Source organism: Lelliottia nimipressuralis (genome assembly GCF_041464075.1).
In the GTDB taxonomy this organism is placed as follows: Bacteria; Pseudomonadota; Gammaproteobacteria; order Enterobacterales; family Enterobacteriaceae; genus Enterobacter; species Enterobacter nimipressuralis.
The window spans coordinates 2,992,993-3,010,787 of record NZ_CP167172.1 but is presented as its reverse complement, the minus strand read 5'-3'; the positions used below and the strand labels follow the sequence as shown (position 1 = coordinate 3,010,787).

The following is a 17,795-nucleotide window of genomic DNA, read 5'->3' as shown; positions in this document are numbered from 1 at the left end:
GAAATTTTATAAGTGAACTTCGGCTGTCAGTAACGTTTTTCTAACATCTGCCCGCCGACCGTTATTCACAAGAACTACCCTGCATAAAAAAAACCGGAGATACCATGAATAAGAAGGTGTTGACTCTGTCTGCTGTTATGGCAAGCATGCTTTTTGGTGCAGCTGCGCACGCTGCGGATACCCGTATTGGTGTGACAATCTATAAATACGATGACAACTTTATGTCTGTTGTTCGTAAAGCTATCGAGAAAGATGCTAAAGCAGCGCCAGACGTTCAGCTGCTGATGAATGACTCCCAGAACGACCAGTCCAAACAGAACGACCAGATCGACGTTCTGCTGGCGAAAGGCGTGAAAGCCCTGGCCATCAACCTGGTTGACCCGGCAGCTGCAGGCACCGTTATTGAAAAAGCACGTGGCCAGAATGTGCCTATCGTCTTCTTCAACAAAGAGCCTTCCCGCAAAGCGCTGGACAGCTATGACAAAGCCTTCTATGTCGGTACTGACTCTAAAGAGTCCGGTATTATTCAGGGCGATCTGATCGCGAAACACTGGGCAGCGAACCCGAACTGGGACCTGAACAAAGACGGTCAGATTCAGTTCGTTCTGCTGAAAGGCGAGCCGGGCCACCCGGATGCTGAAGCACGTACCACGTATGTGATCAAAGAGCTGAACGACAAAGGTCTGAAAACCCAGCAGCTGGCGTTAGATACCGCGATGTGGGATACCGCTCAGGCGAAAGATAAGATGGACGCATGGCTGTCTGGCCCGAACGCGAACAAAATCGAAGTGGTTATCGCCAACAACGATGCGATGGCAATGGGTGCTGTTGAAGCACTGAAAGCGCACAACAAATCGTCTATTCCTGTCTTCGGCGTGGATGCTCTGCCAGAAGCGCTGGCACTGGTTAAGTCTGGCGCAATGGCCGGTACCGTTCTGAACGATGCGAATAACCAGGCTAAAGCGACCTTCGATCTGGCGAAAAACCTGGCCGATGGCAAAGGTGCGGCTGATGGCACCAACTGGAAAATCGAGAACAAAATCGTTCGCGTTCCTTACGTGGGCGTAGACCAGTCAAACCTGGCTGAGTTTATCGGTAAATAAGTTAGAGATTGCATGTTCTCACAGGGCGCAATTCGTTGCGCCCTTTTATAACGCGATATGCGAGGCCGTCAAGGTATAATTATGGTCAGCACAAATACTCAGTCGTCAGGCGAATTCTTGTTAGAAATGAGCAATATTAACAAGTCTTTTCCCGGCGTTAAGGCTCTCGACAATGTTAATTTAAAAGTACGTCCTCACTCTATTCATGCGTTGATGGGGGAGAATGGTGCGGGTAAATCAACATTATTAAAATGCCTTTTTGGGATCTATCAAAAAGATTCTGGTAGCATTCTTTTTCAGGGGAAAGAGATCGACTTCCATTCCGCCAAGGAAGCACTGGAGAATGGTATTTCGATGGTTCACCAGGAATTAAACCTGGTGCTTCAGCGTTCTGTTATGGACAATATGTGGCTGGGTCGTTATCCAACCAAAGGCGTATTTGTCGATCAGGACAAAATGTATCGCGACACCAAAGCGATTTTTGATGAACTGGATATTGATATTGACCCGCGCGCCCGCGTAGGCACTTTATCCGTTTCACAAATGCAGATGATTGAAATTGCCAAGGCATTCTCCTATAACGCGAAAATCGTGATTATGGATGAGCCAACGTCATCCCTGACGGAAAAAGAGGTGAACCACCTTTTCACCATTATCCGTAAGCTGAAAGAGCGTGGCTGCGGCATCGTCTATATCTCGCATAAAATGGAAGAGATCTTCCAGCTGTGCGATGAAATCACCATTCTGCGTGACGGCCAGTGGATCACCACTCAGCCTCTCGAAGGGCTGGATATGGACAAGATCATCGCCATGATGGTCGGCCGCTCCCTGAACCAGCGCTTCCCGGACAAAGAGAACAAGCCGGGCGAAGTGATTCTGGAAGTTCGCAACCTTACGTCTTTGCGCCAGCCCTCTATCCGCGATGTCTCCTTCGACCTGCATAAGGGCGAAATTCTGGGTATTGCAGGCCTGGTCGGTGCGAAACGTACCGATATCGTGGAAACCTTATTTGGTATCCGTGAAAAATCGGACGGCACCATTACGCTGCACGGTAAGCGTATTAATAACCATAACGCCAACGAAGCGATTAACCACGGCTTTGCCCTGGTGACCGAAGAGCGTCGTTCGACGGGGATTTATGCTTATCTGGATATTAACTTCAACTCGTTAATCTCCAATATTCGTAACTATAAAAATAAGATGGGCCTGCTGGATACTTCCCGCATGAAAAGCGATACCCAGTGGGTTATCGACTCAATGCGTGTAAAAACCCCAGGGCACCAGACGCAAATCGGTTCACTTTCCGGCGGTAACCAGCAGAAGGTTATTATTGGTCGCTGGTTATTAACGCAGCCAGAAATTTTAATGCTTGATGAGCCGACGCGCGGTATTGACGTGGGTGCAAAATTTGAAATCTATCAGCTGATTGCTGAACTGGCTAAAAAGAATAAAGGGATCATTATTATTTCTTCCGAAATGCCGGAATTGTTAGGGATCACAGATCGTATTCTGGTTATGAGCAATGGTCTCGTTGCCGGAATTGTTGACACCAAAACGACAACGCAAAACGAAATTCTCCGTCTTGCGTCTTTGCACCTTTAAGATCAGGGGCTCCTCATGAGTGCGTTAAATAAAAAAAGTTTTCTCACTTATCTGAAAGAGGGCGGTATTTACGTCGTTCTTTTAGTATTACTGGCCATTATTATTTTCCAGGACCCTACGTTCTTAAGTTTGCTTAACTTGAGTAACATTTTGACCCAGTCCTCCGTGCGTATCATCATCGCGCTGGGCGTGGCGGGGCTGATTGTGACTCAGGGTACGGACCTGTCAGCAGGGCGCCAGGTGGGTCTGGCGGCGGTTGTGGCCGCCACGCTATTGCAGTCGATGGAAAACGCCAACAAAGTGTTCCCGGAGATGGCCACCATGCCAATTATTGTGGTGGTGCTGATTGTCTGTGTGGTGGGTGCCATCATCGGTCTGATCAACGGTATTATCATCGCCTATCTGAACGTGACGCCGTTTATCACCACGCTGGGTACGATGATTATCGTTTACGGTATCAACTCCCTGTACTACGACTTCGTGGGTGCATCCCCGATTTCTGGTTTCGACAGCGGCTTCTCGACCTTCGCGCAGGGCTTTGTGGCGCTGGGCAGTTTCCGTCTCTCCTACATCACCTTCTACGCGCTGATCGCCGTGGCCTTTGTCTGGGTGCTGTGGAACAAAACGCGCTTCGGTAAAAACATCTTCGCTATCGGCGGCAACCCGGAAGCAGCAAAAGTGTCCGGCGTTAACGTGGCCCTGAACCTGCTGATGATTTATGCCCTGTCCGGCGTGTTCTATGCCTTCGGTGGTTTGCTGGAAGCGGGTCGTATCGGCTCAGCGACGAACAACCTCGGCTTCATGTACGAACTGGATGCTATCGCAGCCTGCGTGGTGGGCGGCGTCTCCTTCAGTGGCGGTGTAGGTACGGTGGTAGGCGTGGTGACGGGTGTAATCATCTTTACCGTTATCAACTACGGATTGACCTATATCGGTGTGAACCCGTACTGGCAGTACATCATCAAAGGGGCGATTATCATCTTTGCGGTGGCGTTGGATTCCCTGAAATACGCGCGTAAGAAGTAATCTTGCCAAAAAGAAAAACCCGCTCACGAGCGGGTTTTTTTATTTCTTCTCTTTCTTCTGCAATTCCAGCAGTTGGTCCGGGGTAACCGCCGGATAATCCTGTGCATCTTCAGGCACCTGATGCATCTCCGGAATCGGCACCAGCGGGCCTAAAAAGCGCGGTTCACGTTTGAAGAGATAGAGATCCGCCAGCGCGCCAAAGCGTGCGCCAAACTCACGCACACGAACGCTCCACATATCTTTCGGAGAAGGGACCGCGTAGCACTGCGCCTGAATCCCCATATGCAGGGCAATAAACAGCGCGCGCTCGCAATGGAAGCGCTGGGTGATGATAATAAAATCGTTAGTATCAAAGACTTTACGCGTACGCACAATGGAGTCCAGGGTGCGGAATCCGGCATAGTCGAGAACGATATCCGCCGGATCGACGCCAGCAGCAATCAAATCTTTGCGCATGGTCATCGGTTCGTTATAGCTTTGCTGGGCGTTATCGCCGCTCAGCAGCAGGTAATTGACCTTGCCGCTGTTGTAGGCGTTCAGCGCCCCCTGAATGCGGTAGCGGTAGTACTGATTAATCACGCCGGTGCGATAATACTTGGCCGTCCCCAGCACCACACCCACCTGGCGATAAGGCAAATCCTGCAGATCGTCAAAGATATAGGGGGCGGTTTTCCAGCTCATCCAGCGGTCGAGGCCGAGCACAGTCAACAGCAGAATGCCGACCAGGACACACAGGCTGTAAAACACGCGCTTTAACATGAAGATGGCTCGTTCCGTGGAGGGAAATTTCACTCAGGCTACTTTACCCGCCTGGTAATCGCAAGAAACAGCGGTTTGATTGGGGGGAATTTCATCAGCAGGGCGGGCATTTCTGCCCGCACAGGTCTATTACGCCAGCAGCGTACGGTCGATACTGGTACAGCCGAGCGCCTTGAGGGTGGCGGCGGTGGCGTCCCACTGGATCAGTGGCGCATCGGCCTTTTCTGCCAGAATCGCACGCTGAATATCCGGGTAGTCGTACCCGTTGAGGCTCAGCAGGTTCAGGGCGCCTTGCAGCGGTGGCAGCGTCGGGTTGAATGCCGCGTTTTCGGCATAGCTGCCGCTGAAGATTTTGCCATCACGCAGCTCCAGCGCCACGCCGCTTGGCGACTTGCTGTACGGCGTATGACTTTTGTTTGCCGCCGCAATGGCCGCTTGCGCCAGGTCATCGCCCGCTAACGCATAGCCATGATCCTGGTCGTCCATCAGCAGAGTTTTGATATCCAGGTCTTTCGGGCCAAAGGCGTCCGGCAGGTAATCGCCCAGCGTATGCGGCTCACGGCCTGGCAGGTTGATGCGCAGTTGTAGACCGCTGTTCAGTTCATTCATAAACTGACGGCAGTGACCGCAAGGGGTGTAGTTCACGGTGATGGCCTGCAGCGCTTTTTCCCCACGCAGCCAGGCATGGCTGATGGCGCTCTGTTCTGCATGGACGGTCTGTTGCATGGTCGCACCAAGGAACTCCATGTTCCCGCCGAAATACCAGGTCCCGCTCACGCCGCGCGCAATCGCGCCAACGTTAAAGTGGGAGAGATCGGCTCTGGCGCAGGCAGCAGCCAGCGGCAGTAGTGCGAAAGCCAGCGCGTCTTCGTCCAGTCCCGTAGCCTGTTTAAGCGTCGTGACCTGCTCCGCAGTCAGCAGGGCGGGGAAGTGCGTATCCGCCAGAACCGGAGCCAGGGCTGATTGCAAATTCTCTGCGAGCTGGGCAAAAGCAGTTTGAAAACGTGGGTGCATGGCAATGCCTCATAAAGGTTAATGGATCGGTAGTGTACGGAGCCAATAGCGCTTTATATGTGATCTAGTTCTCATTATGTATGCAACTTATGAAAACAAAATGAAATTTGCGCGACGCATCGCAAATTTTAGCCCACTACCGCCAGAATAATTGGGAACAGGAACGGAGCGATCAATGAGGTCATGATCCCGCAAATCACCAGCGCCAGCGAACTGAACGCGCCTTCCTGATAGTCCAGCTCCGCACAGCGAGCAGTGCCGAGGGCGTGGGAGGCCGTACCCATCGCCAGCCCGCGGGCGGCTTTGGTACGGATACGCATGACATTGAGCAACGTGTGACCAAACACCGCACCCAGGATCCCGACAAAAATCACGCACATGGCGCTAATGGCCGGGATACCACCGATGCTGCCGCCCACGGCCATCGCAATCGGCGTGGTCACGGATTTCGGCAGAATAGAGGCGGCGATTTGCGGCGACGCCCCCATCAGCAGCGCCACTGACGTTCCCGTTACCATGGCGACGACGCTACCAATCAGACAGATGGTGATGATCGATTTCCAACGCGCGCGGATCTGATGCAGCTGCTCGTAAAGCGGAAATGCCAGCGCCACGACGGCAGGCTGGAGCAGATCGTTTAAAATTTTGCTGCCCGCAAAATAGCGTTCGTAAGGAATGCCGGTGAGCAGCAGGAACGGAATAATCACCACCATCGCCACCAGCAGCGGGTTGAGAAGCGGCATCTTGAAACGCGCGGCAAGTTTACGTGCGGCGAAAAACACCACCAGTGTCAATGGCAGCGACCACCAGATATTGGCCATCATTTTTGACTTCCTTTCTGCCCAACGACTTTGCGTTCGCCATGAACCAGATGCGAACTCCAGCTCACGACCAGGAACACGACCAGCGTACTCACTGCGCAGGAGACCAGAATCGGGCCGTATTGCGCTTTAAGCAGATCGTAATATTGCATCACGCCCACGCCTATCGGCACAAACAGCAGCGCCATATAGCGGATCAGCACAAAGCAGCCAGGGTTGACCCACTTCGCGGGCAGAATTTGCAGCGCCAGCAGCAGAAAAAGAATCAGCATGCCGATAATGCTGCCGGGAATGGTGATCGGTAGCAGGGAAGAAATGAAAATCCCGGCATACAGGCAGGCATAGATCAGAATAAAAGCACGCAGATACTGCCAGAGGGTATTCAGAGTTTTGATCATGGTGAAAGTCCTTGATGGAACGCATTCATCATACAATTAAACATAGAAACGTGCTATGGATCACATCATGATTTTTGAGCATACCAGACATTCCTTTTTGGAACGTTAGGCATTTCCCCAGCATTCATAGCAAAAGCCATACAAAACAGTGTAGTTGCGGTGACTATTTTTGAAGCAGTGATATGATAAAAGCCATTCCCGCGATCAGGAGATTCTAATGTCAGAATTCATTTTTTTCCGGAAAGGGACACAGATTTTCGCCGTGGAGAAGGGCAATGCGGAGGGCTCGTCGCACCTGGAAGCGCAGGGCTATGAGCAGGAGTTTGAAGAGATCACGGCGCCCGATGCCCAAAGTGCGCTGGCGCGTTACAACGATATCAAAAAAGAAGATGAGCTGAACGTCTACGCCTTCGCGCTGGGCCCGACGTTCACGCTGCTCATCGTGGTCGTTCTGACGGCGGTGGCCTACGTCGTGATGAAATAGACGCGCGTTAAGCCCTTTGCACCTTTATAGAGAGCGGCTACTATAGCGGGTCTTTTTTCACAGGGTTTTAGAATGCGTGTTTTACTGGCGCCGATGGAAGGCGTGCTCGACTCATTAGTGCGCGAGCTGCTGACTGAGGTAAATGATTACGATCTCTGCGTCACCGAGTTTTTGCGGGTGGTCGATATGCTGTTGCCAGTAAAGTCGTTTTATCGACTCTGCCCGGAGCTGCATCGTCAGAGCCGGACCACCTCCGGTACGTTGGTGCGTATCCAGCTGCTGGGGCAATACCCGGAATGGCTGGCGGAGAACGCGGCCCGTGCGGTAGAACTGGGTTCATACGGTGTCGATCTCAACTGCGGCTGTCCGTCGAAAATGGTCAACGGCAGCGGCGGTGGCGCAACGTTGCTAAAAGATCCTGAGCTGATCTATCGCGGCGCGAAAGCGATGCGTGAGGCGGTGCCTGCCCATCTTCCGGTGACGGTAAAAGTGCGTCTGGGTTGGGACAGTCACGACCGCCAGTTTGAGATTGCCGATGCTGTGCAGCAGGCCGGGGCGACGGAGCTGGTGGTTCACGGGCGCACCAAAGACGACGGCTATAAAGCAGATCGCATCAACTGGCAGGCGATTGGGGAGATCCGCAAGCGTCTGTCGATTCCGGTGATCGCGAATGGCGAAATCTGGGACTACGAAAGTGCGCAGGCGTGTATAAAAGAGACGGGCTGCGATTCAGTGATGATCGGGCGCGGGGCGCTGAACGTGCCTAACCTGAGCCGGGTGGTGAAGTACAACGAGCCGCGTATGCCGTGGCCGGATGTGGTCACGCTGCTGCAAAAATATTCGCGTCTGGAAAAGCAGGGCGACACCGGGTTGTACCATGTGGCACGTATCAAACAGTGGCTGAGCTATTTACGCAAAGAATATGACGAAGCGCTGGGGTTATTTCAGGAAATTCGGACTCTGCAGACATCAGCCGACATTGCGCGGGTCATTCAGGCCAAATAATAGCGTCGGGATCCTCGCATTACTGCGCTCGCAGCCTTTCATAGGGCATATAGCGTTTCACTAAAGGCGATGTGCGCTACGTTTAGCGATATGTTCCTCTGGCGCAGGAGAGCGGGGTGGCAAAACTGAAAACCGCCTCAATAACGATCTGTATCACGTTTTTACGCGTAGTACATTGAGGCTGCGATTGAAACTGATAGAGTGCGAAAACTGGATTGTTACTGCTGCGGCAGGCAAAACCTGATTTTCTGGCATCTGCTGGAGGTCAGGTTTTTTTGTTTCTGGGGTTCTGATGAAAATCGCCAAAATTCTCAATAATAATGTGGTGGTTGTTCTGGATGAGCACATGCGCGAACAGGTCGTGATGGGGCGCGGGCTGGCCTTCCAGAAACGCATCGGTGACGATCTTGACGCTGAGAAAGTCGAAAAGGTTTTCGCACTGCAAAGCGATGAGCTGGCGCGTCGATTAGGGGAATTACTTAGTCAGATCCCGCTTGAGGTAATGACCACCTGCGACCGCATTATTGGGCTGGCGGCGCAGCGGCTGGGGAAATTGCAGGACAGTCTCTACATCACGTTGACCGACCACTGCCATTTTGCCATCGAACGGCAAAAGAAAGGCCTGGCGATCAAAAACGTGCTGTTGTGGGAGATCAAACGTCTGTACCCGAAGGAGTTTGAGCTGGGGCAGGAAGCAAGGGCGATTATCGCCAGCAGGCTGGGGGTGGAGCTTGCCGAAGATGAGGCGGGGTTTATCGCGCTTCACCTGGTCACGGCGCAACTGAACAGCGAAATGCCCGAAGTGATGCACGTCACCCGCGTTATGCAGGAGATCCTGCAGCTGGTGAAGTATCAGCTTCAGCTGGAATATGACGAAGAGTCGCTCAGCTATCAGCGCTTTGTCACCCACCTGAAGTTCTTTGCTCAACGGATGCTGACCCGCACCGTGGTAGAAGATGACGATGTGACGCTGCATACGGCGGTAAAAGACAACTACGCGAAAGCCTGGATTTGCGCCGAGAAAATCGCGCAGTATTTGCAGAAAAGTTATCAGCGCGAGCTGACGACGGAAGAAATTATGTTTCTCACCATTCATATTGAGCGAGTGAGAAAAGAGGGGCGATAAGCTCCAAAATCTGGATTGTTACTGCATAACGCAGGCAAAACCTGAGCGCGGCATCTGAAGAGATGCTGTTCTCGGGTTTTTTTTATTTTTAAACTCAGTCACCAGATGCCTGCGGGCATCGAAGAAAGGAAATCGAGATGGAATATCAAGCTTTGGCGAAGGATATTCTCGGCCACGTAGGGGGCAAAGAGAACATCATCAGTCTGGTTCATTGCGCCACCCGGCTTCGCTTCAAACTGAAAGAAAATCAAAAAGCGGATGCCGAAGGGCTGAAGAAAAATCCGGGCGTGATCATGGTCGTCGAAAGCGGCGGGCAGTTTCAGGTGGTGATTGGAAACCATGTGAATGATGTCTGGAAAGCGGTGCGGGCGGAAGCGGGTTTGCATGACGATACGCCAGTGGCAGCAGACGAGAACGGAGACAAGAGTCATCTTCTCGGGCGCTTGATTGACGTTGTCTCCGGCATCTTTACGCCGTTTATTGGCATCCTGGCGGCATCCGGTATTTTGAAAGGATTGCTGGCGCTGGCCGTGGTTTGCGGCTGGCTCAGCCCCGACAGTGGAACCTACAAAATCTGGTTTGCGGCAAGCGATGCCTTGTTCTTCTTCTTTCCGCTGGTGCTGGGCTACACGGCCGGGAAGAAATTTGGCGGCAATCCGTTTATCACCATGGTCATCGGTGGCGCGCTGACCCATCCGATGATGATTCAGGCGTTTGAGGCCAGCCAACAAACCGGTGCCGTAGCGGACGCGTTTCTCGGGATTCCGGTCACCTGGTTCAACTACAGCGCGTCGGTTATTCCGATTATTCTCGCCGCGTGGGTCAGCTGCTGGCTGGAAAAAAAGAGCGGCAAACTGCTGCCGTCGTCGATGAAAAACTTCTTTACGCCGCTGATCTGTTTAGCGGTTACCGTCCCGCTAACCTTCCTGGTGATTGGGCCGGTAGCGACCTGGCTGAGCCAGCTGCTGGCTAACGGATATCAGGTGATTTATGTCCTGGCCCCGTGGCTGGCGGGCGCTGCGATGGGCGCGCTGTGGCAGGTGTGCGTGATCTTCGGCCTGCACTGGGGGCTGGTGCCGCTGATGATCAATAACCTGGCGGTACTGGGGCATGACTCAATGCTGCCGATGCTGCTGCCTGCGGTGATGGGGCAAGTGGGTGCCGCGCTGGGGGTCTTCCTGCGCACGCGCGATGCGCGTCTGAAAATGCTGGCGGGCTCATCGGTAACGGCGGGGATTTTTGGTATCACCGAGCCTGCGGTGTATGGCGTGAACTTGCCGCTGCGTCGTCCGTTCATCTTTGGCTGCGTGGCCGGGTCGATTGGCGGGGCCATCGTGGGCCTGAGCCAGGCTTACGTTTACTCTTTCGGGTTCGCCAATATCTTTACCATTGCGCAGATGATCCCGCCGGGTGGCATTGATGCTTCGCTGTGGGGGGGCATTATCGGAACTGTGGTTGCTCTGATTTTGAGTTGCGTGCTGACGCTGGTTGCAGGGATGCCGGGGCGCGCAGTTGAGACGACGCCGGTCGCACTCACCGCTGGCGAAGACGATGTACTTTCGCCAATGAGCGGAACGGTTCTGGCCCTGAGTCAGGTGCCAGATGCCACCTTCGCGAGCGGTCTTCTCGGTCACGGCGCGGCCATTATCCCGTCTGACAACAACGTTTTCGCCCCGTTTGCGGGTGAGGTTGCCTCGCTATTCCAGACCAAACACGCGATTGGCCTGCTAAGCGACAGCGGCATTGAAGTGCTAATCCACGTCGGTATCGACACCGTCAAGCTCGACGGCAAGCATTTCACCGCTCACGTGAACGTGGGCGATAAAGTGAAGCCTGGCGATCTGCTGCTGGAATTCGACAGACAGGCCATTCTTGACGCCGGATACGATCTGGCCACCCCGATTCTTATCAGTAACAGCGACAGTTATGCAGAGGTGATCACCGTGGCGGCCAGCGCCGTCAACGCCGGTTCGCCGCTGCTGACCGTCAGCCATCAATAACAGGAGAACGTGATGAAAACTTTCCCGGATACATTTTTATGGGGCGGCGCGGTTGCTGCCAACCAGGTAGAAGGCGCCTACCTTGAAGATGGCAAAGGCCTGTCAACGTCGGACGTCCAGCCGAAAGGGGTATTTGGCCCGGTGGTAGAGCGCGTTCCGGGCGACAGCGGAATTAAGGATGTGGCGATCGATTTTTATCATCGCTACCCGGACGATATTAAGCTGTTTGCTGAAATGGGATTTAGCTGCCTGCGTGTCTCTATCGCCTGGACGCGTATTTTCCCGAACGGGGATGAGTCGCAGCCGAATGAAGCGGGTCTGGCGTTTTACGACAAACTGTTTGATGAACTGGCCGCGCACAATATCACTCCACTGGTAACGCTGTCGCACTATGAGATGCCGTGGGGCCTGGTGAAACAGTATGGTGGCTGGGGCAGCCGTCAGGTGATTGGCTTCTTCGAGCGGTATGCGCGCACGGTGTTTACCCGCTACAAAGAGAAAGTGAAGCTGTGGCTGACATTTAACGAAATCAATATGTCCCTGCATGCGCCAATGACGGGCGTCGGCCTGCCGGAAACCAGCAGTAAAGCGGAAGTCTACCAGGCAATCCATCATCAGCTGGTGGCCAGCGCATTGGCGGTTAACGCCTGTCATGAGATTGTCCCGGAAGGCAAAATTGGCAATATGCTGCTGGGAGGGCTGGTCTATCCGCTCACCTGTAAGCCGGACGATGTGCTGGAAGCGTTGCAGGAGAACCGTGCATGGCAGTTCTTCGGTGATGTGCAGTGCCGTGGCGCTTATCCGGGCTACATGCTGCGTTTCTTCCGCGATAACGGTATCCAGCTTGACGTAACTGATGCCGATCGCGAGGCGCTGAAATCGACCGTAGATTTTATCTCCTTCAGCTATTACATGACCGGTTGTGTGACCACGGATGAAGAGTTAAACCAGCAGGCGCGCGGCAACATTTTAAGCATGGTGCCAAACCCGCATCTCGCAAGCTCTGAGTGGGGCTGGCAGATTGACCCGGTCGGCCTGCGTACTCTGCTGAATGTGCTTTGGGATCGCTATCAGAAGCCGCTGTTTATTGTCGAAAATGGTCTGGGCGCGAAAGATAAACCCGATGCCGACGGTGTCGTGCAGGATGACTACCGTATTGCCTATCTCAACGATCATCTGGTGCAGGTGCATGAGGCATTGGAAGACGGTGTCGAGGTGATGGGTTACACCAGCTGGGGACCTATCGATCTGGTGAGCGCGTCGAAAGCTGAGTTGTCCAAACGCTACGGCTTTATTTACGTCGATCGCGACGACAGCGGTAATGGCACGCTGGCCCGCAGCCGTAAGAAAAGCTTCTACTGGTACAAAGAGGTCATTTCGACCAAAGGCGCTTCGCTAAAAGCGTAATGGCACCACGCTTTGCCCGACCGGTAAAAATCGGTCGGGCAAATTATCAGAAAATCATTTTAAATACGCCCGTCACCACCAGTAAACCAATTAAGAAAATAATCAAAATAACCCACAGTAATATTTTCATTCCCTTCTCCTTCAACTTTGCTATTGGGCTTACGTCTATTTAAGTGTAGCAGCCGCATCAAATGCTTAATCAATAAGTGCTGTGAATGAATGTAATTGTCTAATTCGTAAGGGGAATATTTTTCTGAGTGTGTGAATGTATGACAAAGTAAGGGTTGCCACGCGTTACTAAAAAAAAGTAATGCAGCAGGCGTAATTTGCCCCTTTCTTTTTTGCGTGAATGGCGTAATGAAACGTTCAATTATTTTCTCTTTTAGCTTACCTCTCTCTTTATTGCTGGTGGCCTGTGCGCCGGGCCACGACACGGCGGCGTCTCTGCATCAGCAGGCTCCCGTGGCGAAAATCAACACTCAGCTGGCCCACACCCAGTGGCCGAAAAATGAGTGGTGGAAAGAGTTCCACGACCCGGAGCTGAACGCTCTGATTGCCAAAGCGCTGGCCGATGCGCCGGATATGCAGATTGCCCACCAGCGTATCGCCCTCGCGGAAGCTCAGGCCAAAATGGCTGTGGCTGCGGGTGGCCCGCAGATTGATTTTTCGGCGGACGCCGAGCGGCAAAAAATGTCGGCAGAAGGGCTGATGGGTCCGTTCGCCGAGACCGATCCTGCGGCGGGCACCACCGGGCCGTGGTACACCAACGGCACCTTTGGCCTGACGGCGGGATGGGATCTGGATTTGTGGGGGAAAAACCGCTCCCAGATCGAGGCCCGGATCGGCAAAGTCAATGCGCAGAAAGCGGAGATGGAACAGACCCGCCAGCTTCTCGCCAGCAGCGTGGCGCGCCTGTACTGGGAGTGGCAAACGCAGGCCGAGATTGGTCATGTGCTGACGGACATCAAACAGGAACAAGAGTCGATTATTGCCGTCGATCGTGAACTCTACCAGCACGGCATTACCTCCTCCGTAGAAGGTGTCGTCACCGATATCAATGCCAGCAAAACGCAGGAACAGAGGGCGGAAGTCAGTGGCAAAATGAAAGCCATTGAGGCGCGGTTGCAGGCGCTGACCAATACCACGTCAGTGACGCTCACACCGCACCCGCTGCCGAAAATCGACGCTTCGCTACCGCCGACGCTGGGCTATGACCTGCTGGCCCGCCGTCCCGATCTTCAGGAGGCGCACTGGTACATTGAAGCGTCCATGAATGACGTGGATGCAGCGAAAGCCGCGTTTTATCCGGACGTTAATCTGATGGCTTTTCTGCAACAGGACGCCCTGCACTTAAGCGATCTGTTCCGCTCATCGGCCCAGCAGATGGGGGTCACTGCCGGACTGACGCTGCCGATCTTCGACAGCGGTCGCCTCAATGCGAATCTCGACATCGCTCAGGCGCAGAGCAATCTGTCCGTCGCGAACTACAACAAAGCGGTGGTCGATGCAGTGAATCAGGTGGCGCGCACGGCCAGTGAAGTGGAGACGCTGATGAACAAAAATCAGCAACAGCAGCAGGTTGAAGCCGATACCGCACGGGTGGTGGCCCAGGCGCAGGCCCGTTTTCATGCGGGGATCATCGCCGGCTCACGCGTCAGCGAAGCGAAAATTCCGGCGTTGCAGGAGCACATCGCGAGCCTGACGCTTCAGGGGCAATATGTGGACGCCACCCTGCAGCTGACCTCCGCCCTGGGTGGCGGGTATCACCACGGTTAACAGGACGTTATCTATACTTACCTTTTTGCGTCATGGCGGAGGTAGGTATGGCATCAGTTCAGCGTGTGGCCATTGTTACGGCATCAGATTCCGGAATCGGTAAAACAACGGCGCTACTTCTGGCTGAGCGCGGGTTTGATATTGGCGTGACCTGGCATTCGGATGAAGAGGGGGCACTCCAGACCTGTCGTGAAATAGAAGCCCTGGGGCGTCGCGCCGAGGCGATACAGCTGGATCTCAGCCACCTGCCCGAGGGGGCGAAAGCCATTGAGACGCTTATCGCCCGCTTTGGTCGGCTGGATGCGCTGGTCAACAACGCCGGCGCGATGGCCAAAGCCCCGTTTCTTGATATGACGTTTGACGACTGGCGCGGGATTTTTACCGTGGATGTGGATGGCGCGTTTCTCTGTTCACAACTTGCCGCCCGGCAGATGGTGAAGCAGGGGCAGGGGGGGCGGATTGTGAATATTACCTCGGTGCATGAGCACACCCCGCTACCGGAGGCCAGCGCCTACACCGCAGCGAAACATGCGCTGGGCGGCCTGACAAAATCAATGGCCCTTGAGCTGGTGCAGCACAAGATCCTGGTCAATGCGGTTGCCCCTGGCGCTATCGCCACGCCGATGAACGGCATGGATGACAGCGAAGTCGAAGAAGGCTCCATGCCCGAGATCCCTCTCGGTCGGCCTGGGCAAACCCATGAGATCGCAAGCCTTGTCGCGTGGCTGTGCGACACGGATGCCAGCTATACCACGGGGCAATCGTTTATTGTCGACGGCGGCTTTATGCTGGCGAATCCGCAGTTTAAACCGGCGGAATAACGACGCTAGTCGCGATCGTTTTCCCGATGCTTGCGCCACAGTCGCCAGATAATGACGCCTGCCACCACCAGTATCAGCCAGATCCAGTGCTTCAGATGCTGGTCGAGGTTGTGCAGCCAGGGGCCAATCACTTCGCCGCCCACATAGCCGAGCGAAGTGAATATCAGCGCCCAGGCGATGGCACCAATGATGTTTAGCGGCAGAAAGATTTTCGGCGGCAGGCGGCTGGCGCCAATCAGCAGCGGGCCGATGATGCGAAAGCCGTACATAAACCGGGTACCGATCACAAACAGATAAGGGTGACGCTGAATCAGCCGCTGCGCGCGGTTGATTTTTTTCTGATGCCGGGCAAAACGTTTGAGCAGCGTGGGGCCAAAGCGCAATCCCAGCAGATAGAGCAACTGATCGCCAATCATTCCCCCCAGCGCTACCGCGGCGACCACCAGCGGGAAACGAAGCAGCCCCTGATGTGCGGCCACCCCGCCTAGCAGGGTGATGGTTTCCCCTTCCGCCACGCTCCCTATCACCAGCGCCGCATATCCGTACTGTTCAATCAGACTATTGATATCCATGAGTTCAGCGGTGTCTCCCTGTGTAAACCTTCCTTAAGCATACACCCTGTGAATCAATGGTGTGGCAACCAGGACGATTTCCCCGAAGCGGCAATTTTGCCGCTGGTCATAAAATAATCTAAAGCTGCATTATACTTACAGTATCGCCTTGCGAGCCGACAATGAGGGGGCTGTATGAACCATGTCTGGGGGCTGTTTTCCCATCCCGATCGTGAGATGCATGTCATCAGAAGCGAGAACGAAACGGTCGCGCATCACTACACGCACCATGTCCTGCTCATGGCTGCTGTACCGGTGATCTGCGCGTTTATTGGCACAACACAAATCGGCTGGAATTTTGGCGATGGCAACGTCGTGACGCTCTCATGGATGACGGGGCTGGCACTGGCGGTGGTCTTCTACGGTTTAATGCTGGCAGGCGTCGCGGTGATGGGGCGGGTGATCTACTGGATGGCGCGAAACTATCCTCAGCGTCCCTCGCTTACCCTGTGCATGGTATTTGCCGGATACGTGGCAACACCGCTGTTTATGAGCGGCATCGTGGCGCTCTATCCGCTGGTATGGCTGTGTGCGCTGGTGGGTACCATCGCACTGTTTTACACCGGCTATCTGCTGTACGTGGGTATTCCGACCTTCCTCAACATTAACAAAGAAGAAGGCTTAAGTTTCTCCAGTTCAACTCTCGCGATTGGCGTGCTGGTGCTGGAGGCGCTGCTGGCACTTACGGTGATCCTGTGGGGCTACGGCTATCGTCTCTTCTGAGGTAAATGCATTGCTGGCGTAAATGCCAGCAATGCAGCATCTGTTCACGATTCTCCGCTGGCGACAACTCATCAGGGCAGCTATGATGCCTTTGCCAGCCTGTTTCGCTCGTTGTAACGGGAGGCGTACGTCATCACGTGCATGAATAATTATCAGAAGTCTCACCATGCTGAAATTCCGAGTTTCTTTACTTAGCCTTGCGCTGATCCTGGCTGTGCCCGTTGCCGCGCCAGCGATTGCCAAAACAACCGCAGTGACCACTGCCGCTCAGCCGGAAATCGCCTCCGGTAGCGCGATGATTGTCGATCTGAATACCAACAAGGTGATCTATTCCAGTCACCCGGATCTGGTGCGTCCGATCGCGTCGATTACCAAATTAATGACCGCGATGGTGGTGCTCGATGCACGACTGCCGCTGGATGAGAAACTGAAAGTCGATATCAGCCAGACGCCAGAGATGAAAGGGATATACTCCCGCGTGCGTCTGAACAGCGAAATCAGCCGTAAAAATATGCTGCTGCTGGCACTGATGTCCTCGGAAAACCGGGCGGCCGCGAGCCTTGCGCACCATTATCCGGGCGGATATAACGCATTTATCCGGGCGATGAATGCCAAAGCCAAATCCCTGGGCATGACCAACACCCGTTTTGTCGAGCCAACCGGGCTGTCGATTCACAACGTCTCCACCGCACGCGACCTGACCCACCTGCTGATCGCCAGCAAACAGTACCCGCTGATCGGTCAGCTGAGTACCACGCGTGAAGAGATGGCGACCTTTGCGAATCCGGCGTACACCTTACCGTTCCGCAATACTAACCATCTGGTGTATCGCGAAAACTGGAACATCCAGCTGACGAAAACCGGCTTTACCAATGCGGCTGGCCACTGTCTGGTGATGCGTACCGTGTTTAACGGCAAACCGGTGGCGCTGGTGGTGATGGATGCGTTTGGCAAATACACTCACTTCGCTGATGCCAGCCGTTTGCGTACCTGGATTGAAACCGGAAAAGTGATGCCAGTTCCGGCGGCAGCACTGAGCTATAAAAAGCAAAAAGCGGCGCAGATGGAAACCGCACAGAACGACTGAGCGCGTGGCAGGTGAATCCACGGTTTGCAGGC

At 54.1% G+C, this 17,795-nt stretch carries 17 protein-coding genes; 12 read left to right on the top strand and 5 right to left on the bottom strand.

What is annotated here, in order from left to right; genetic code table 11:
- Window positions 1-104: 104 nt before the first annotated feature.
- The 3 genes from mglB to mglC all read left to right on the top strand — a co-directional run bounded on the left by mglB (window position 105) and on the right by mglC (window position 3,731).
- Complete coding sequence (gene mglB, locus ACB496_RS14420) at window positions 105-1,103, top strand: galactose/glucose ABC transporter substrate-binding protein MglB (RefSeq protein ID WP_063143782.1); 999 nt, start codon at window positions 105-107, stop codon at window positions 1,101-1,103.
- A gap of 81 nt (window positions 1,104-1,184) precedes the next feature.
- A complete protein-coding gene (gene mglA, locus ACB496_RS14415; protein WP_100779525.1) occupies window positions 1,185-2,705 on the top strand; it encodes a galactose/methyl galactoside ABC transporter ATP-binding protein MglA in 1,521 nt (506 codons plus the stop codon).
- Window positions 2,706-2,720: 15 nt separating this feature from the next.
- Window positions 2,721-3,731 (top strand): galactose/methyl galactoside ABC transporter permease MglC, encoded by a 1,011-nt coding sequence (gene mglC, locus ACB496_RS14410; RefSeq protein ID WP_100779526.1) that lies wholly within the window; start codon window positions 2,721-2,723, stop codon window positions 3,729-3,731.
- Window positions 3,732-3,770: 39 nt separating this feature from the next.
- Here mglC and sanA read toward each other — a convergent pair whose 3' ends face one another.
- From sanA to ACB496_RS14390, 4 genes are all read right to left on the bottom strand, one after another.
- Complete coding sequence (sanA, locus tag ACB496_RS14405; protein ID WP_100779527.1) at window positions 3,771-4,490, bottom strand: outer membrane permeability protein SanA; 720 nt, start codon at window positions 4,488-4,490, stop codon at window positions 3,771-3,773.
- 129 nt (window positions 4,491-4,619) lie between these two features.
- A complete protein-coding gene (cdd, locus tag ACB496_RS14400; RefSeq protein WP_123427286.1) occupies window positions 4,620-5,504 on the bottom strand; it encodes a cytidine deaminase in 885 nt (294 codons plus the stop codon).
- Between the two features lie 128 nt (window positions 5,505-5,632).
- Complete coding sequence (locus tag ACB496_RS14395) at window positions 5,633-6,328, bottom strand: CidB/LrgB family autolysis modulator (RefSeq protein ID WP_100779529.1); 696 nt, start codon at window positions 6,326-6,328, stop codon at window positions 5,633-5,635.
- Window positions 6,325-6,723 (bottom strand): CidA/LrgA family protein, encoded by a 399-nt coding sequence (locus ACB496_RS14390; protein ID WP_123427288.1) that lies wholly within the window; start codon window positions 6,721-6,723, stop codon window positions 6,325-6,327. The genes ACB496_RS14395 and ACB496_RS14390 overlap by 4 nt, the downstream gene beginning before the upstream one ends.
- Window positions 6,724-6,940: 217 nt before the next feature.
- Between ACB496_RS14390 and ACB496_RS14385 the strand changes: the two genes are divergently transcribed.
- The 7 genes from ACB496_RS14385 (at window position 6,941) to ACB496_RS14355 (ending at window position 15,342) form a co-directional block, all read left to right on the top strand.
- On the top strand, window positions 6,941-7,207 hold the full coding sequence (locus tag ACB496_RS14385) for a hypothetical protein (RefSeq protein WP_100779531.1): 267 nt from the start codon (window positions 6,941-6,943) through the stop codon (window positions 7,205-7,207).
- A gap of 72 nt (window positions 7,208-7,279) precedes the next feature.
- Complete coding sequence (dusC, locus tag ACB496_RS14380) at window positions 7,280-8,212, top strand: tRNA dihydrouridine(16) synthase DusC (RefSeq protein ID WP_102104858.1); 933 nt, start codon at window positions 7,280-7,282, stop codon at window positions 8,210-8,212.
- A gap of 292 nt (window positions 8,213-8,504) precedes the next feature.
- Window positions 8,505-9,338, top strand: coding sequence for a BglG family transcription antiterminator LicT (gene licT / locus ACB496_RS14375; RefSeq protein WP_100779533.1), 834 nt, complete (start codon window positions 8,505-8,507; stop codon window positions 9,336-9,338).
- Window positions 9,339-9,475: 137 nt separating this feature from the next.
- Complete coding sequence (gene bglF, locus ACB496_RS14370) at window positions 9,476-11,338, top strand: PTS beta-glucoside transporter subunit IIABC (RefSeq protein WP_371972907.1); 1,863 nt, start codon at window positions 9,476-9,478, stop codon at window positions 11,336-11,338.
- Window positions 11,339-11,350: 12 nt separating this feature from the next.
- Complete coding sequence (locus ACB496_RS14365) at window positions 11,351-12,745, top strand: glycoside hydrolase family 1 protein (RefSeq protein ID WP_371972906.1); 1,395 nt, start codon at window positions 11,351-11,353, stop codon at window positions 12,743-12,745.
- A gap of 357 nt (window positions 12,746-13,102) precedes the next feature.
- A complete protein-coding gene (mdtQ, locus tag ACB496_RS14360; protein WP_371972905.1) occupies window positions 13,103-14,521 on the top strand; it encodes a multidrug resistance outer membrane protein MdtQ in 1,419 nt (472 codons plus the stop codon).
- A gap of 47 nt (window positions 14,522-14,568) precedes the next feature.
- A complete protein-coding gene (locus tag ACB496_RS14355) occupies window positions 14,569-15,342 on the top strand; it encodes an SDR family oxidoreductase (protein WP_100779537.1) in 774 nt (257 codons plus the stop codon).
- Between the two features lie 5 nt (window positions 15,343-15,347).
- On the opposite strand, the gene ACB496_RS14350 is transcribed toward ACB496_RS14355, so the two are convergent.
- Window positions 15,348-15,914 carry a DedA family protein gene (locus ACB496_RS14350; RefSeq protein ID WP_107703233.1) on the bottom strand — a complete coding sequence of 189 codons (567 nt, stop codon included), beginning with the start codon at window positions 15,912-15,914 and terminating at the stop codon, window positions 15,348-15,350.
- A 174-nt stretch (window positions 15,915-16,088) separates the two neighbouring features.
- Here ACB496_RS14350 and ACB496_RS14345 point away from each other — a divergent pair, with 174 nt between their 5' ends.
- Entirely contained in the window at window positions 16,089-16,676 is a 588-nt protein-coding gene (locus ACB496_RS14345) for a Yip1 family protein (RefSeq protein ID WP_100779539.1), read from the top strand.
- Between the two features lie 166 nt (window positions 16,677-16,842).
- Complete coding sequence (gene pbpG / locus ACB496_RS14340; protein ID WP_100779540.1) at window positions 16,843-17,763, top strand: D-alanyl-D-alanine endopeptidase; 921 nt, start codon at window positions 16,843-16,845, stop codon at window positions 17,761-17,763.
- Window positions 17,764-17,795 lie beyond the last annotated feature (32 nt).

Bases quoted from the DNA above. Each gene is read 5' to 3' on its own strand.
- ACB496_RS14390 (WP_123427288.1), bottom strand. From the start codon at position 6,723: ATGATCAAAACTCTGAATACCCTCTGGCAGTATCTGCGTGCTTTTATT.
- mdtQ (WP_371972905.1), top strand. From the start codon at position 13,103: ATGAAACGTTCAATTATTTTCTCTTTTAGCTTACCTCTCTCTTTATTG.
- ACB496_RS14395 (WP_100779529.1), bottom strand. From the start codon at position 6,328: ATGATGGCCAATATCTGGTGGTCGCTGCCATTGACACTGGTGGTGTTT.
- bglF (WP_371972907.1), top strand. From the start codon at position 9,476: ATGGAATATCAAGCTTTGGCGAAGGATATTCTCGGCCACGTAGGGGGC.
- mglB (WP_063143782.1), top strand. From the start codon at position 105: ATGAATAAGAAGGTGTTGACTCTGTCTGCTGTTATGGCAAGCATGCTT.
- dusC (WP_102104858.1), top strand. From the start codon at position 7,280: ATGCGTGTTTTACTGGCGCCGATGGAAGGCGTGCTCGACTCATTAGTG.
- mglC (WP_100779526.1), top strand. From the start codon at position 2,721: ATGAGTGCGTTAAATAAAAAAAGTTTTCTCACTTATCTGAAAGAGGGC.
- ACB496_RS14385 (WP_100779531.1), top strand. From the start codon at position 6,941: ATGTCAGAATTCATTTTTTTCCGGAAAGGGACACAGATTTTCGCCGTG.
- licT (WP_100779533.1), top strand. From the start codon at position 8,505: ATGAAAATCGCCAAAATTCTCAATAATAATGTGGTGGTTGTTCTGGAT.
- ACB496_RS14350 (WP_107703233.1), bottom strand. From the start codon at position 15,914: ATGGATATCAATAGTCTGATTGAACAGTACGGATATGCGGCGCTGGTG.
- ACB496_RS14355 (WP_100779537.1), top strand. From the start codon at position 14,569: ATGGCATCAGTTCAGCGTGTGGCCATTGTTACGGCATCAGATTCCGGA.
- cdd (WP_123427286.1), bottom strand. From the start codon at position 5,504: ATGCACCCACGTTTTCAAACTGCTTTTGCCCAGCTCGCAGAGAATTTG.
- ACB496_RS14345 (WP_100779539.1), top strand. From the start codon at position 16,089: ATGAACCATGTCTGGGGGCTGTTTTCCCATCCCGATCGTGAGATGCAT.
- mglA (WP_100779525.1), top strand. From the start codon at position 1,185: ATGGTCAGCACAAATACTCAGTCGTCAGGCGAATTCTTGTTAGAAATG.
- pbpG (WP_100779540.1), top strand. From the start codon at position 16,843: ATGCTGAAATTCCGAGTTTCTTTACTTAGCCTTGCGCTGATCCTGGCT.
- ACB496_RS14365 (WP_371972906.1), top strand. From the start codon at position 11,351: ATGAAAACTTTCCCGGATACATTTTTATGGGGCGGCGCGGTTGCTGCC.
- sanA (WP_100779527.1), bottom strand. From the start codon at position 4,490: ATGTTAAAGCGCGTGTTTTACAGCCTGTGTGTCCTGGTCGGCATTCTG.